This is a genomic window from Pseudomonas sp. H1h, assembly GCF_000633255.1.
Classification (GTDB): domain Bacteria; phylum Pseudomonadota; class Gammaproteobacteria; order Pseudomonadales; family Pseudomonadaceae; genus Aquipseudomonas.
The window spans coordinates 84,279-98,416 of sequence record NZ_AYMJ01000001.1 but is presented as its reverse complement, the minus strand read 5'-3'; the positions used below and the strand labels follow the sequence as shown (position 1 = coordinate 98,416).

General features: G+C 60.6%; 11 protein-coding genes. 8 read left to right on the top strand and 3 right to left on the bottom strand.

All coding sequences use genetic code 11. The features are described 5' to 3' along the window. Positions 1 to 164: 164 nt before the first annotated feature. Positions 165 to 1,220 (bottom strand): biotin synthase BioB, encoded by a 1,056-nt coding sequence (bioB, locus tag U862_RS0100400; RefSeq protein ID WP_025108585.1) that lies wholly within the window; start codon positions 1,218 to 1,220, stop codon positions 165 to 167. Positions 1,221 to 1,311: 91 nt separating this feature from the next. Here bioB and U862_RS0100395 point away from each other — a divergent pair, with 91 nt between their 5' ends. The 5 genes from U862_RS0100395 (at position 1,312) to rarD (ending at position 7,267) form a co-directional block, all read left to right on the top strand. Continuing rightward, a complete protein-coding gene (locus U862_RS0100395; protein WP_025108584.1) occupies positions 1,312 to 2,052 on the top strand; it encodes a ComF family protein in 741 nt (246 codons plus the stop codon). Positions 2,053 to 2,247: 195 nt separating this feature from the next. Further along, positions 2,248 to 3,012 (top strand): TOBE domain-containing protein, encoded by a 765-nt coding sequence (locus U862_RS0100390; RefSeq protein WP_025108583.1) that lies wholly within the window; start codon positions 2,248 to 2,250, stop codon positions 3,010 to 3,012. A 71-nt stretch (positions 3,013 to 3,083) separates the two neighbouring features. Further along, complete coding sequence (locus U862_RS0100385; RefSeq protein ID WP_025108582.1) at positions 3,084 to 4,985, top strand: PhoX family phosphatase; 1,902 nt, start codon at positions 3,084 to 3,086, stop codon at positions 4,983 to 4,985. Between the two features lie 223 nt (positions 4,986 to 5,208). Then, the gene (locus tag U862_RS0100380; protein ID WP_025108581.1) at positions 5,209 to 6,183 is read left to right on the top strand and encodes a serine/threonine protein kinase; all 975 of its coding nucleotides are present in this window, start codon (positions 5,209 to 5,211) and stop codon (positions 6,181 to 6,183) included. A gap of 196 nt (positions 6,184 to 6,379) precedes the next feature. Then, the gene (gene rarD / locus U862_RS0100375; protein WP_025108580.1) at positions 6,380 to 7,267 is read left to right on the top strand and encodes an EamA family transporter RarD; all 888 of its coding nucleotides are present in this window, start codon (positions 6,380 to 6,382) and stop codon (positions 7,265 to 7,267) included. 223 nt (positions 7,268 to 7,490) lie between these two features. Here rarD and U862_RS0100370 read toward each other — a convergent pair whose 3' ends face one another. Beyond that, positions 7,491 to 8,009, bottom strand: coding sequence for a glycine cleavage system protein R (locus tag U862_RS0100370; RefSeq protein ID WP_007966538.1), 519 nt, complete (start codon positions 8,007 to 8,009; stop codon positions 7,491 to 7,493). Between the two features lie 454 nt (positions 8,010 to 8,463). Between U862_RS0100370 and U862_RS0100365 the strand changes: the two genes are divergently transcribed. Then, positions 8,464 to 10,641: a malate synthase G gene (locus U862_RS0100365; RefSeq protein WP_025108579.1), complete on the top strand. Its 2,178-nt coding sequence runs from the start codon at positions 8,464 to 8,466 to the stop codon at positions 10,639 to 10,641. Positions 10,642 to 10,762: 121 nt separating this feature from the next. Here the strand turns inward: U862_RS0100365 and U862_RS0100360 are convergent, their stop codons facing one another. Next, the gene (locus U862_RS0100360; RefSeq protein WP_025108578.1) at positions 10,763 to 11,215 is read right to left on the bottom strand and encodes a response regulator; all 453 of its coding nucleotides are present in this window, start codon (positions 11,213 to 11,215) and stop codon (positions 10,763 to 10,765) included. 259 nt (positions 11,216 to 11,474) lie between these two features. Between U862_RS0100360 and U862_RS0100355 the strand changes: the two genes are divergently transcribed. Next, positions 11,475 to 13,409: a putative nucleotidyltransferase substrate binding domain-containing protein gene (locus U862_RS0100355; protein WP_305727893.1), complete on the top strand. Its 1,935-nt coding sequence runs from the start codon at positions 11,475 to 11,477 to the stop codon at positions 13,407 to 13,409. Next, entirely contained in the window at positions 13,406 to 14,113 is a 708-nt protein-coding gene (locus U862_RS0100350) for a PolC-type DNA polymerase III (RefSeq protein WP_025108576.1), read from the top strand. The genes U862_RS0100355 and U862_RS0100350 overlap by 4 nt, the downstream gene beginning before the upstream one ends. Positions 14,114 to 14,138: the final 25 nt, after the last annotated feature.

The window sequence follows — 14,138 nt, the reverse complement described above, 5'->3', positions numbered from 1 at the left end:
AAAGTCAGATCACATGGGGCAGAAGGTGCACAGTTAATGTGGGAGCGGGCATGCTCGCGAATACGTACTGACATTCAACAAAAAGGCTGACTGATCCAGCGCATTCGCGAGCAAGCCCGCTCCCACAGGGTGTTGTGTTCCTTCAGTAAAACTCGGGGCGCGCTTCAGACCGCAGCGTTATAGAACTGCTCGCTGCTCTTGTGCTCCACCAGCGCCTGCTCGATCGCGGCCTGATGCACTTCATCGGAATGCTCTTCACGCGCTTCCGGTTGAATGCCCAGGCGGGCGAACAGTTGCATGTCCTTGTCGGCCTGCGGGTTGGCGGTGGTGAGCAGTTTGTCGCCGTAGAAAATCGAGTTGGCACCGGCAAAGAACGCCAGCGCCTGCATCTGCTCATTCATCGCCTCGCGGCCAGCGGACAGACGCACGTGGGATTGCGGCATGAGGATGCGCGCCACCGCCAGCATGCGGATGAAGTCGAACGGGTCGACGTCATCAGCGTTTTCCAGCGGCGTGCCAGCGACTTTCACCAGCATGTTGATCGGCACCGATTCCGGATGCTCCGGCAGGTTGGCCAGTTGAATCAGCAGATTGGCGCGGTCATCCAGCGATTCGCCCATGCCGAGGATGCCACCGGAGCAGATTTTCATCCCCGACTCACGTACGTAGGCCAGGGTTTGCAGGCGCTCGCTGTAGGTGCGGGTGGTGATGATGCTGCCGTAGAACTCGGGCGAGGTGTCGAGGTTGTGGTTGTAGTAATCCAGACCGGCCTTGGCCAGCGCCGCCGTCTGCTCCTGGTCGAGACGGCCAAGGGTCATGCAGGTTTCCAGGCCCATGGCCTTCACGCCTTCAACCATCTTCAGCACGTACGGCATGTCTTTGGCCGACGGGTGTTTCCACGCTGCGCCCATGCAGAAACGCGTCGAGCCGATGGCTTTGGCGCGGGCAGCCTCTTCGAGGACCTTCTGCACTTCCATCAGCTTTTCTTTTTCCAGGCCGGTGTTGTAGTGACCGGACTGCGGACAGTATTTGCAATCTTCCGGGCAAGCACCGGTCTTGATCGACAGGAGGGTCGAAACCTGCACACGGTTGGCGTTGAAATGCGCGCGGTGCACCGTCTGTGCCTGGAACAGCAAGTCGTTGAATGGCTGTACGAAGAGGGCTTTGACTTCGGCTAAAGACCAGTCGTGACGCAGGGTGGCAGAGGTGCTGGCGCTCATGGGCAGTTCCTTGGTTATGCTTGGCTGGCGGCTGCGGGAATGGAATACCCACAGGCGCGACACGGATGTTCGGCATATTTAAGGAAGAGCCATGCGCTGTCAACCACGATGCGAACAAGAGGTTTACATCTGTTTAAAAAACGCACAATCCTGCTTGCTGTGCGATGAGCCCGCAGAAGCAGAAATGCCAATCTGCGTCGCCTGCGAAACCGAATTGCCCTGGCTCGGCGACCACTGCCAGACCTGCGCCCTGCCATTACCCGGCACTGGCCTGACCTGCGGCGAGTGCCTGCTAGAGCCGCCAGCGTTCGAACAGGTCATTGCGCCGTGGCGTTATGACTTCCCGGTGGACAGCCTGATTACGCGTTTTAAACACAACGCGAAATGGCCGTTTGGTCACCTGCTCGCCGACGTTGCCGGACAATACCTGCAACATCGCTTCGAAGAAGGATTGCCGCGTCCCGACGTGTTGTTGCCGGTGCCGCTGGCAAACAAACGCCTGCGTCAGCGCGGGTTCAATCAGGCGGCGATGTTGGCGCGATGGTTGAGCCAACAGCTCGAGCTGCCTTTTGATGAACATGCCCTGCGGCGGACACACGACACCGATGCCCAGCAGGACCTCGACGCCAAGGCGCGCAAACGCAATTTACGTAACGCCTTCGCCCTGGCGCCCGACGTTGATGTCAACGGTCGGCATGTCGCGTTGATCGATGATGTGCTGACCACCGGTGCCACGGCTCAGGCATTGGCGCGACTGTTGAGGGACGCAGGGGCGGCGAGAGTCGACGTTTACTGCCTGGCCCGCACGCCAAAACCGGGAGATACCCAATAATCTGAAACCATCTCAATTCCCCCTATGGGAACGGGCTTGCTCGCGAAGAGGCCCGCACAGCCAGGACCTATGGTGACTGACACCCCGCCTTCACGAGCAAGCCCGCTCCCACAGGGGAGACAGCGTGTGGCTTGACTCTTAGGGTTCAAACCGCCAACTTCCTATTCCACCGCCACCGCGAAAAAGCGCCCATTCATGTCCCTGCCCTCCCTGTTGTCCCAGCACATCGTCCGTCGTCCGCAGCGCATTGCGTTGCTGCAGCATATTGCCGAGCAGGGCTCGATCACCCGCGCCGCGAAAAGCGCCGGGCTGAGTTACAAGGCGGCCTGGGATGCGATCGATGAGCTGAACAACCTGGCGCAGAAACCGCTGGTGGAGCGCGCCGTCGGTGGCAAGGGCGGTGGTGGCGCCAGGTTGTCCAGCGAAGGCGAACGGGTGCTGCGTCTGTATCAAAAGCTGCAAGCCTTGCAGGCGCAGGTCCTGGAGGCCGCCGAAGACGCCAGCGATCTTGATCTGCTCGGTCGGCTGATGCTGCGCACCAGCGCCCGCAACCAGTTGCACGGCAAAGTCGTGGCCATCGAAGGCGCGGGACGCAATGACTTGATCCGCCTCGAACTGGCCGAAGGCCTGTGCATCGATGCGCAGATCACCCACGACAGCACCGTGCACCTGGAGCTGCAACCGGGCACCGAAGTAGTGGCACTGATCAAGGCCGGCTGGCTTGAATTACTGGCTGCAGATCAAGCCGCAACATCCGGACACAATCTTCTGAACGGCACCATCGAGGCTATTCTCGATGCCGAGGATGGCCCCAGCGAAGTGCGCATCGCCCTGCCCAACGGCCAGACACTCTGCGCTCTGGCAGAGCCGCTGCAGCTTCGCACTCGCGGGCTGAGTGTCGAGCAACCGGTGCAGGTACAGTTCTCGCCATCCAATGTGCTGATCGGCGCGCCGCTGTAACGGACTTTCTGCAACAAAAGCTTCATCGCCCCCCATTAAGGTTGCTGCCAAAACCAAGCAGGGAGCCTGATGTGAGCCTATTAGAAGAAAACCAATCCACTGATCTGGAAAAGATGGTCGGCCTCAGCCGTCGCGGTTTCATCAGCGCCGGCGCGCTGTGCGGCGCGGCCATGTTCCTCGGCGGCAACCTGCTCAGCCGCAGCGCACTGGCCTCAAGCGTCAGCGCCGGCAACAGCCGTCTGCTGGGTTTCGAGAGCATTCCAGCCGCGACCACCGACGTCATCAGCCTGCCGAAGGGCTACCGGTCCTCGGTGTTGATCAGTTGGGGGCAGCCGCTGCACAAGAACGGCCCGGCCTTCGACCCGAGCGGCAATGGCACCGCCGCTGCCCAGGAAGTGCAGTTCGGAGACAACAACGACGGCATGAGCCTGTTCGCCTTCCCCGACGACAGAAACCGCGCGTTGATGGCGATCAACAACGAATACACCAACTACCGCTACCTCTATCCGCACGGCGGCATGCCGCAATCGGCCGAAGACGTGCGCAAGGCGCTGGCCTGCGAAGGCGTGTCGGTGATCGAAGTGCAGCGCAAGAACGGCCAGTGGCAGTTCGTCCAGGGCTCGCGTTACAACCGGCGGATTCACGGCAACTCGCCGCTGCGCATCAGCGGCCCGGCCGCCGGCCACGACCTGATGAAAACTGCCGCCGACAAACACGGCAAGAAAGTCCTCGGTACCTTCCAGAACTGCGCCAACGGCAAGACGCCGTGGGGCACTTATCTGACCTGCGAAGAGAACTTCACCGACTGCTTCGGCAGCAGCAACGCCCAGCAGCAGTTCGATCCGGCGCAGAAGCGCTACGGCGTGTCGGCTGCCAGCCGCGAGATCAACTGGCACCCGTTCGACCCGCGTTTCGACATGGCGAAGAACCCCAACGAACTCAACCGTCACGGCTGGGTGGTCGAGATCGACCCGTTCGACCCGCAATCGACCCCGGTCAAACGCACCGCGCTCGGCCGCTTCAAACACGAAAACGCCGCGCTGGCCGAGACCGACGACGGGCGCGCCGTGGTGTACATGGGCGACGACGAGCGTGGCGAGTTCATCTACAAATTCGTCAGCCGCGATCGCATCAACCATCGCAACCCGAAAGCCAACCGCGACATTCTCGACCACGGCACCCTGTACGTGGCGAAGTTTGATAACGGCGACAGCAACCCCGATCACCCGAAAGGCCAGGGCCAGTGGATCGAGCTAACCCACGGCAAGAACGGCATCGACGCCAGCAGCGGTTTCGCCGATCAGGCCGAAGTGCTGATCCACGCGCGCCTCGCCGCCAGTGTGGTCGGCGCCACGCGCATGGATCGCCCGGAGTGGATCGTGGTCAGTCCGAAAGACGGCCAGGTTTATTGCACCCTGACCAACAACGCCAAACGCGGCGAAGACGGGCAACCGGTGGGCGGGCCGAATCCGCGCGCGAAGAACGTCTACGGGCAGATCCTGCGCTGGCGCACCGACCGCGACGATCACGCCGCAAAAACCTTCGCCTGGGACCTGTTCGTGGTGGCCGGCAATCCGGGGGTGCATGCCGGCACGCCGAAGGGTGGCTCGTCGAACATCACCGCGCAAAACATGTTCAACAGCCCGGATGGTTTAGGCTTCGACAAGGCCGGACGCCTGTGGATTCTTACCGATGGTGATTCAAGCAACGCCGGGGACTTTGCCGGGATGGGCAACAACCAGATGCTCTGCGCTGACCCCAAGAGCGGTGAAATTCGCCGATTCATGGTCGGGCCGATTGGCTGTGAAGTTACCGGGATCAGCTTCTCGCCGGACCAGAAAACCCTGTTTGTCGGGATTCAGCATCCGGGGGAGAACGGTGGTTCGACCTTCCCTGAGCATCTGCCGAATGGCAAACCGCGGTCTTCGGTGATGGCGATTACCCGCGAGGACGGTGGAATAGTCGGCGCCTGATCCATCGACTTCGCGATCACGTCGAATCGTCGCACCGCCCCTCCCACAGTGAAACTCCTGCGTGGATACAGTCTTCCACACACCAGAGATCTACTGTGGGAGGGGGTTGCTCCCGAAGGGGCCCTTACCGACCATCCACTGCCCAAGGCAAAACCCTCAACCCCTACAGTCTGCGCTACCATGCTGGGCCGGACGCGGCAGCCTGCCGCGCGCAGGAGTCAGCATGGCCCACCCGTTTGAAACCCTCACACCCGATCTCGTGCTCGATGCCGTCGAAAGCATCGGCTTCCTGAGTGATGCGCGCATCCTCGCGCTCAACAGCTACGAAAACCGCGTCTATCAGGTCGGCATTGAAGACTCTGAACCGCTGATCGCCAAGTTCTACCGCCCGCAGCGCTGGACCAACGAGGCGATCCTCGAAGAGCACCAATTCACTTTCGAACTGGCCGACGTCGAGATTCCCGTGGTGGCGCCGCTGATCCACAACGGCCAGACCCTGCACGAACACGCCGGTTTCCGTTTCACCCTGTTTCCTCGTCGCGGCGGCCGTGCCCCGGAGCCGGGCAATCTCGATCAGCTGTATCGACTCGGCCAGTTGCTGGGGCGCATTCACGCGGTCGGCGCGACCAAACCGTTCGAACACCGCGAAGCCCTCGCCGTGCAGAACTTCGGCCATGCCTCGCTGAACACCTTGCTCGAAGGCAACTTCATTCCCAAAAGCCTGCTGCCGGCCTATGAGTCCGTCGCCCGCGATCTGCTTAAACGCGTGGAAGATGCCTACGCCAACACCCCGCATCAGAACATCCGCATGCACGGCGACTGCCACCCCGGCAACATGATGTGCCGCGACGAGATGTTTCACATCGTCGACCTCGACGACTGCCGCATGGGCCCGGCGGTGCAGGACATCTGGATGATGCTGGCCGGCGACCGTCAGGAATGCCTGGGGCAGCTGTCCGAACTGATGGACGGCTACAACGAATTCCACGACTTCGATCCACGCGAACTGGCGCTGATCGAGCCACTGCGCGCCCTGCGCCTGATGCATTACAGCGCCTGGCTGGCCCGGCGCTGGGACGACCCGGCGTTCCCGCACAGCTTTCCGTGGTTTGGTACGGAACGTTATTGGGGCGATCAGGTACTGGCGTTGCGCGAACAGCTGTCGGCGCTCAACGAAGAACCCCTGAAACTCTTCTGATGACCCACAAATCCATGTGGGAGGGGGCTTGCTCCCGAAGACGGACTGACATTCAACATAAATGTTGGCTGACATACCGCCTTCGGGAGCAAGCCCCCTCCCACAATTTTGTCCTGTGTTCACAAATTCAAAACTCATTTGCCAACAAATCTCCTTACAATCCCTGCTTTGTCAGCTGTCTGAGCAAGGATTCTGCATGCAAGCCGCCAACCCGCGCCGCGGGTACATTCTGGGCCTGAGTGCCTACATCATCTGGGGTCTGTTCCCGATCTACTTCAAAGCCATTGCCGAAGTCCCGGCTGTCGAGATCATCATTCACCGGGTGCTGTGGTCGGCGCTGTTCGGCGCCTTGCTGTTGATGGTGTGGAAGCACCCCGGCTGGTTGCGCGAGTTGCTCGACAACCCCAAGCGCCTAGCGATCCTGGCCCTGAGCGGCACCCTGATCGCGGCCAACTGGCTGACCTACGTGTGGTCGGTAAACAACGGGCGCATGCTCGAAGCGAGCCTCGGTTACTACATCAACCCGCTGGTCAACGTGCTGTTGGGGATGTTGATTCTCGGCGAGCGTTTGCGACGCATGCAGTGGGTCGCGGTGGGGCTGGCAGCCGTCGGCGTGGCGCAGCAGGTATGGCAGGTCGGCAGTCTGCCGTGGGTGTCGCTGGTGCTGGCGCTGACCTTTGGTTTTTACGGGCTGATCCGTAAACAGGCGCCGGTCAAAGCCTTGCCCGGACTGGTGGTGGAAACCTGGATGCTGGTGCCGATTGCTCTGGCCTGGCTGTTGTTCAACCCGACTGCGACCAGTGCACAACCGGCGTTCTGGAGCACCTCCCAAGCCTGGTGGCTGGTGGCGGCCGGCCCGGTGACGCTGGTGCCGCTGGTGTGCTTCAACGCTGCCACCCGACACTTGCCCTACACCACGATCGGCTTCTTGCAGTACTTCGCTCCGACCTTGGTCTTATTGCAAGCAGTACTGCTGTTCGGCGAGCACATGTCGTCCAGTACCCTGATCGCATTCATCTTCATTTGGGCCGGTCTGGCCGTTTATAGCGTCGATGCGGTGATCAGTTTGCGTCGGCGCAGCTGATCAAAAAACGCACAAAGCTTCGCAGGCCACGGTTCTCGTGGCCTGCAACGTTCCTTCCCAAGGTTATCCACAGCGTGATCCCCGCCGTTTGTGCGCAAGTCACTGAATGCTGGCGGTTTTTTGATCAGTTCCCGGCAAGCCACGGCCAGCCTGGCGTTGCGCCCGGTCTCTACAGGTTATCCACAGGCAGGTGCACGTTAAAACTGGATAACCCGGGCGGCGCTTAAACATCTGTGCGCAACACCAGTTCGACCATCAGATCATCAGCCAGGGTTTCCAGGCGCGATTGCAGCACGTCCAGCGACAAGGTCAGTGGCACCGCCAGAATCGCTTCGGCGTGGAATAAAGGCTCGCTGCTCATCGGCGCCGGACGCACTTCAGTCACCAGCCGTTCAAGGTTTACGCCTTGCTCGCTGAGCAAGCGAGTGATGTCGCGCACGATTCCCGGTCGATCATTACCGACCAGCTCCATGGCGATCGGTTTCCAGGTGCAGGATTGCTCGATGCCACTCTCGGCAATCAGTACGCGAATGCCCTGCGCCGACAGTGCTTGTAGGGAATCGACTAATTCGTCGTAAGCCTCCGCCGGTACGCCCACCCGCAGAATCCCCGCGAACTGCCCGGCCATCCGTGACATGCGACTTTCCAGCCAGTTGCCGCCGTGCTCGGCGATGCATTGGGCGATGCGCTCGACCTGCCCGGGCTTGTCCGGCGCAAAGACAGTGAGTACGAGATGGTCCATGGCGCAGCCCTCTTGTCATGACTTTTGTTATAGAAAGGCAAGTATAGGCAAGGGATGAGCGGGTGCCTCAGACGCTCGAAAACACAAATCGTGTACAACTTTTTATATTTAGCTGGAACAATCCGTTGGTTTTTTGAGAACATCCCGTTCCGCGACGTGACCGCAATGCGTCATGAGGTCGCAGAACGACGTAATTAGTCTGATTTTCACAAGCGCAACTCATCATGTAGTATGCCGCAGCGCGCACTACATAACGCTGGATCGATGTCTGCCCAAGGCACGTTCGCAACCTTGAAAGCCCCGTCAGCAAGGCCCCCAAGCCGTTGATTGGTCCCAGCCCAGCCGCCAGCAATGGCATGTACTGGTCGGAAGGTTTGTGGTTTAAATGGCCAGAGGCTTCATTGTTAAATTGAAGAGCTGAAAAGCGAAATAGCTGAGCAGAGTGAGGCAAGCAATGACTGAACACGTTCAAGTCGGTGGCCTGCAGGTCGCCAAAGTCCTGTTCGACTTCGTGAACAACGAAGCCATTCCCGGTACCGGCCTCACCGCCGAAAAATTCTGGGAAGGTGCCGACAAGGTCATTCATGACCTGGCGCCGAAGAACAAAGCCCTACTCGCCAAACGCGATGACTTCCAGGCTCGCCTTGACGCCTGGCATCAGGAGCACGCCGGCCAGGCGCACGACGCTGTGGCCTACAAAGCTTTCCTGCAGGAAATCGGTTATCTGCTGCCAGAAGCGGCTGATTTCCAGGCAACGACGCAAAACGTCGATGACGAAATCGCCCGTACCGCCGGCCCGCAACTCGTGGTGCCGGTGATGAACGCCCGCTTCGCCCTCAATGCCTCGAACGCCCGCTGGGGTTCGCTGTACGACGCCCTCTACGGCACCGACGCGATCAGCGAAGACGGTGGCGCGGAAAAAGGCAAAGGCTACAACAAGGTGCGTGGCGACAAGGTTATCGCCTTCGCCCGTGCGTTCCTCGACGAGGCCGCGCCCTTGGCTGCCGGCTCGCATGTCGATTCCACCGCTTACAAGATCGTTGACGGCAAACTGCTGGTCTCCCTCAAGGGCGGCAGCAACAGTGGCCTGCGCAACGACGCGCAACTGATCGGCTTCCAGGGCGACGCCAATGCGCCAATCGCGATCCTGTTGAAACACAACGGTCTGCACTTCGAAATCCAGGTCGACGCCAGCACCCCGGTTGGCCAGACTGACGCTGCCGGCGTCAAAGACATCCTGATGGAAGCGGCGCTGACCACCATCATGGACTGCGAAGACTCCGTGGCCGCCGTCGATGCCGACGACAAAGTGGTGATCTATCGCAACTGGCTCGGCCTGATGAAGGGCGACCTGGCGGAATCCGTGTCCAAGGGCGGCCAGACCTTCACCCGCACCATGAACCCGGATCGCACCTACACCGCGCCGAACGGCGGCGAAGTGACCCTGCACGGCCGTTCGCTGTTGTTCGTGCGTAACGTCGGTCACCTGATGACCATCGACGCGATCCTCGACAAAGACGGTAACGAAGTGCCGGAAGGCATCCTCGACGGTCTAGTGACTTGCCTCGCGGCGATGCACAACCTCAACGGCAACACCTCGCGTCGCAACACTCGCACCGGCTCGGTCTACATCGTCAAACCGAAGATGCACGGCCCGGAAGAAGCCGCGTTCACCAACGAGCTGTTCGGTCGCATCGAGGACGTGCTGGGCTTGAAGCGCAACACGCTGAAAGTCGGGATCATGGACGAGGAGCGCCGCACCACGGTCAACCTCAAGGCGTGCATCAAGGCTGCCAGTGAGCGCGTGGTGTTCATCAACACCGGTTTCCTCGACCGCACCGGCGACGAAATCCACACCTCCATGGAAGCCGGCCCGATGGTGCGCAAGGCCGACATGAAGGCCGAGAAGTGGATCGGCGCCTACGAAAACTGGAACGTCGATATCGGTCTGAGCACCGGCCTGCAAGGTCGTGCGCAAATCGGTAAAGGCATGTGGGCGATGCCGGACCTGATGGCGGCAATGCTTGAGCAGAAAATCGCTCACCCACTGGCCGGCGCCAACACCGCCTGGGTTCCGTCGCCAACCGCCGCTGCGCTGCACGCGCTGCACTACCACAAGGTCGACGTGTTCGCCCGTCAGGCCGAGCTGGCCAAACGTGCCCGCGCTTCGGTGGACGACATCCTGACCATCCCGCTGGCGGTCAACCCAAGCTGGACACCTGAGCAGATCAAGAACGAACTGGACAACAACGCCCAGGGCATTCTCGGTTACGTGGTGCGCTGGATCGACCAGGGCGTGGGTTGCTCGAAGGTGCCGGACATCAACGACGTCGGCCTGATGGAAGACCGTGCAACGCTGCGTATCTCCAGCCAACACATCGCCAACTGGCTGCGCCACGGTATCGTGACTGAAGCGCAAGTGATGGAAAGCCTCAAGCGCATGGCGCCGGTGGTTGACCGTCAGAACGCCAACGACCCGCTGTACCGTCCACTGGCACCGAACTTCGACAGCAACATCGCCTTCCAGGCGGCGGTCGAACTGGTGATCGAAGGCACCAAACAGCCAAACGGCTACACCGAGCCAGTGCTGCACCGTCGTCGTCGCGAGTTCAAGAAGGCCAACGGCCTGTAACCTGCGCTGATAGCCGGACATGAAAAAGCCCTGATCTTTCGATCAGGGCTTTTTGTTGGCCGATTAAAATCTTGCTACCACTGGAGAACCATTGTGGGAGCGGGTCGGTGTTGCTTGAGCGTCAGGGTTCGATGCCCAGTTCGTGTTTGACCAGACCAAGCAACTTCGCCGTATCAATTGGCTTAAGCAGAAAATCCACCACGCTCAGGTGCATCGCCGCAATGGCGTCTTTCACATCCGCGTCACCCGAGACAATGATGATCGGCATCGCCGCCCGCACCGATTCACGTACCTGGCGGATCAGGTCGAGGCCATCGACCTTGCCCTCGCCCATGCGCAGGTCAGTGATGACCAGTCCGATCGAAGGTTTGTCGTCGAGCATTTTCAGCGCAGTTTCGCCGCTGGCCGCGGTCATGCAACGAATGCCATCCAACGCGAGAATCTCCGACAAAAGCTCCCGGGCGTCCTTGTCGTCATCGACGATCAATACACGCTGCGGCGGCAGATCGGGTTCGAGCATGACAGCGCTAAGCGCTTCACGCTCGGCGTCGCTCAAAATATCGTGGTCGGACATGGCGTTCTCTACGTTTTCAAATCAATCACCTGGCACAGTCGTCAGACATCGCTAAGCAGAGCTTCAATGTGCACTTCGTCGGATTTTTTTCCAAGAGGCTGACGGCAGAATTTCCGACTGTTTTTGTAGGGCTCTTCCCAAATGTGCCGAACGGCAGCGCAAACCTAGACTTACGTCCAATGGGCACCCCGCACGCAGGGGCCGACCATGGCTGCAACGATCCGACAACAACAATTCAAAAAAGACTGCGGTAATGGTTATGAGTAAAGCGGACGCCTTCACCCAGGCAGGGAAAACCGCGGTGTTGCAGAACATTCAGGGCACCCTGCAATTCCTCCAGCGCTTCCCGCCCTTCAATCAGATGGAACACGCCCACCTGGCTTATCTGGTGGAACAATGTCAGCTGCGCTTCTACGGCCAGGGCGAAAGCATCATCAAGCCCGCCGACGGGCCGGTCGAACACTTCTATATCGTCAAACAGGGCCGCGTGGTTGGCGAACGTCAGCACATCACCAAGCCAGGCACCGAAACCACTTTTGAAATCACCACCGGCGAGTGTTTCCCCCTCGCCGCGCTGATTGGCGAACGGGCGACCCGTACCGAGCATCTGGCGAGCGAAGACACCTTCTGCCTGCAACTGAACAAACCGGCGTTCATCAAACTGTTCGCCCTGTCCAACAGCTTTCGCGATTTCGCCTTGCGCGGGGTCAGCAGTCTGCTCGATCGGGTCAACCAGCAAGTCCAGCAAAAAGCCGTGGAAACCCTCGGCACCCAGTATTCGCTCAACACTCGCCTTGGCGAATTGGCGATGCGTCATCCGGTGACCTGCAGCCCCGAAACGCCACTGCGTGAAGCGGTGAAGCTGATGCACGAGCAACAGGTCGGCAGCATTGTCGCGGTGGATGATCACAAGGCGCCGTTGGGGATTTTCACCCTGCGCGACCTGCGCGAAGTGGTTGCCAATGGCAACGGTGATTTCAGCGAAGCCATCGACCGGCACATGACCCGCGCACCGTTTTTCCTCTCGCCGGATCACAGCGCTTTCGATGCCGCGATTGCCATGACTGAACGGCACATTGCCCACGTCTGCCTGGTGAAAGAACAACGCCTGTGTGGGGTGGTGTCCGAGCGCGATCTGTTTTCCCTGCAACGGGTCGACCTGGTGCATCTGGCCCGCACCATCCGCAGTGCCCAGCGCGTGGAGCAACTGGTGAGCCTGCGCGGCGAGATCGGCCAACTGGTCGAGCGCATGCTGGCTCACGGTGCGTCTTCGACGCAGATCACGCACATCATCACCCTGCTCAACGACCACACGGTGTGTCGGGTGATCGAACTGACCCTCGCCGAAAAAGGCGACCCCGGCGTGCCGTTCAGTTGGTTGTGCTTCGGCAGCGAGGGCCGGCGCGAGCAGACCCTGCATACCGATCAGGACAACGGCATTTTGTTCGAAGCGCGGGACGCGGCGCATGCAGCGGAGATTCGCGGCAAGCTGTTGCCGATCGCCCAGCAGATCAACCACAGTCTGGCGCAGTGTGGTTTCAGCCTGTGCAAAGGCAACATCATGGCCGGCAACCCCGAGCTGTGTCTGTCTCGGGCGGAATGGGCGCGGCGCTTTGCGGCGTTCATCCGCGAGGCCACACCGGAGAACCTGCTCGGCTCGAGCATCTACTTCGACCTGCGGGTGGTCTGGGGCGACGAGAAAGGTTGTGCGCAACTGCGCCGGGGGATTCTCGATCAGGTCGGCGACAACCGTTTGTTCCAGCGCATGATGGCCGAGAACGCCCTGCGCAATCGGCCGCCCGTGGGGCGCTTTCGCGAATTTGTGCTGGCGCGCAAGAACGGCGAGAAAGCCACCCTCGACCTCAAGGTTCAAGGCCTGACGCCCTTCGTTGACGGCGCACGCCTGTTGGCCCTGGCGCATGGCATCGAAACCAACAACACTCTGGAGCGTTTGCGTCAGCTGGTAGAAAAAGACGTCATCGAACGGCTCGACGGCGCGGCGTACGAAGAGGCTTACCACTTCATCCAGCAGACGCGGATGCAGCAACACCAGATCCAGACCCGTGAGAACCTGCCCTGGTCGAACCGGGTCGATCCGGACAGCCTCAATCATCTGGACCGACGCATCCTGCGTGAATCCCTGCGCCAGGCCCAGCGTCTGCAAAGCAGCCTGGCCTTGCGGTATCAGCTATGAGCCTGTTCTCGTGGCTGCGACCGGCCAGTCCTCTGCTGTCGGCAGACCTGCAACAGCGTCTGGCACAGCTGCCAGCGATCAGCGAACTACGCGAATGCAGCCTGCGCCAACAGCGTTGGGTGGTGCTCGATCTGGAAACCACCGGTCTGAACCTGAACAAGGATCGCGTGCTGTCGATCGGCGCCGTGGTCATCGAAGACGGCGCGATCGACTTCAGCCAGCAGTTCGAACGCACTCTGCAATGTCGGGAGCTGAAGCTCGGCCCGAGCGTGTTGATTCATGGCCTGGGGCCGAATGCGATTGCCGCCGGCAGCGACCCGGCCGAGGCGTTGCTGGAGCTCCTGGAATTCATCGGCGACAGCCCGGTGCTGGCGTTTCATGCCCCCTTCGATCAGCACATGCTCGGGCGCGCGCTGAAGGAGCACTTGGGCTACAAGCTGCAAAATGTGTTTCTGGATGTCGCGGACATGGCGCCGCTGCTGTGCCCGCAGGCGAATATCCGCGAGGCCGGGCTGGATGAGTGGATCGACTGGTTCAAGCTTGAAGTGTTCGAGCGCCACAACGCGAGTGCCGACGCGTTGGCCACCGCAGAGCTGGCGTTGATTCTGTTCAGCCGGGCGCGGCAGCAGCAGATCCATAGCCCGTTGAATCTGCAGCAGCGTTTGAGTCAGTGGAAACGTCGACAGCAGGCGCCGTCCTTCTAGTTCATCAATGCCTGTACTGGCCTCT

Bases quoted from the DNA above. Each gene is read 5' to 3' on its own strand.
- bioB (WP_025108585.1), bottom strand. From the start codon at position 1,220: ATGAGCGCCAGCACCTCTGCCACCCTGCGTCACGACTGGTCTTTAGCC.
- U862_RS0100395 (WP_025108584.1), top strand. From the start codon at position 1,312: ATGCGCTGTCAACCACGATGCGAACAAGAGGTTTACATCTGTTTAAAA.
- U862_RS0100390 (WP_025108583.1), top strand. From the start codon at position 2,248: ATGTCCCTGCCCTCCCTGTTGTCCCAGCACATCGTCCGTCGTCCGCAG.
- U862_RS0100380 (WP_025108581.1), top strand. From the start codon at position 5,209: ATGGCCCACCCGTTTGAAACCCTCACACCCGATCTCGTGCTCGATGCC.
- rarD (WP_025108580.1), top strand. From the start codon at position 6,380: ATGCAAGCCGCCAACCCGCGCCGCGGGTACATTCTGGGCCTGAGTGCC.
- U862_RS0100370 (WP_007966538.1), bottom strand. From the start codon at position 8,009: ATGGACCATCTCGTACTCACTGTCTTTGCGCCGGACAAGCCCGGGCAG.
- U862_RS0100365 (WP_025108579.1), top strand. From the start codon at position 8,464: ATGACTGAACACGTTCAAGTCGGTGGCCTGCAGGTCGCCAAAGTCCTG.
- U862_RS0100360 (WP_025108578.1), bottom strand. From the start codon at position 11,215: ATGTCCGACCACGATATTTTGAGCGACGCCGAGCGTGAAGCGCTTAGC.
- U862_RS0100355 (WP_305727893.1), top strand. From the start codon at position 11,475: ATGAGTAAAGCGGACGCCTTCACCCAGGCAGGGAAAACCGCGGTGTTG.
- U862_RS0100350 (WP_025108576.1), top strand. From the start codon at position 13,406: ATGAGCCTGTTCTCGTGGCTGCGACCGGCCAGTCCTCTGCTGTCGGCA.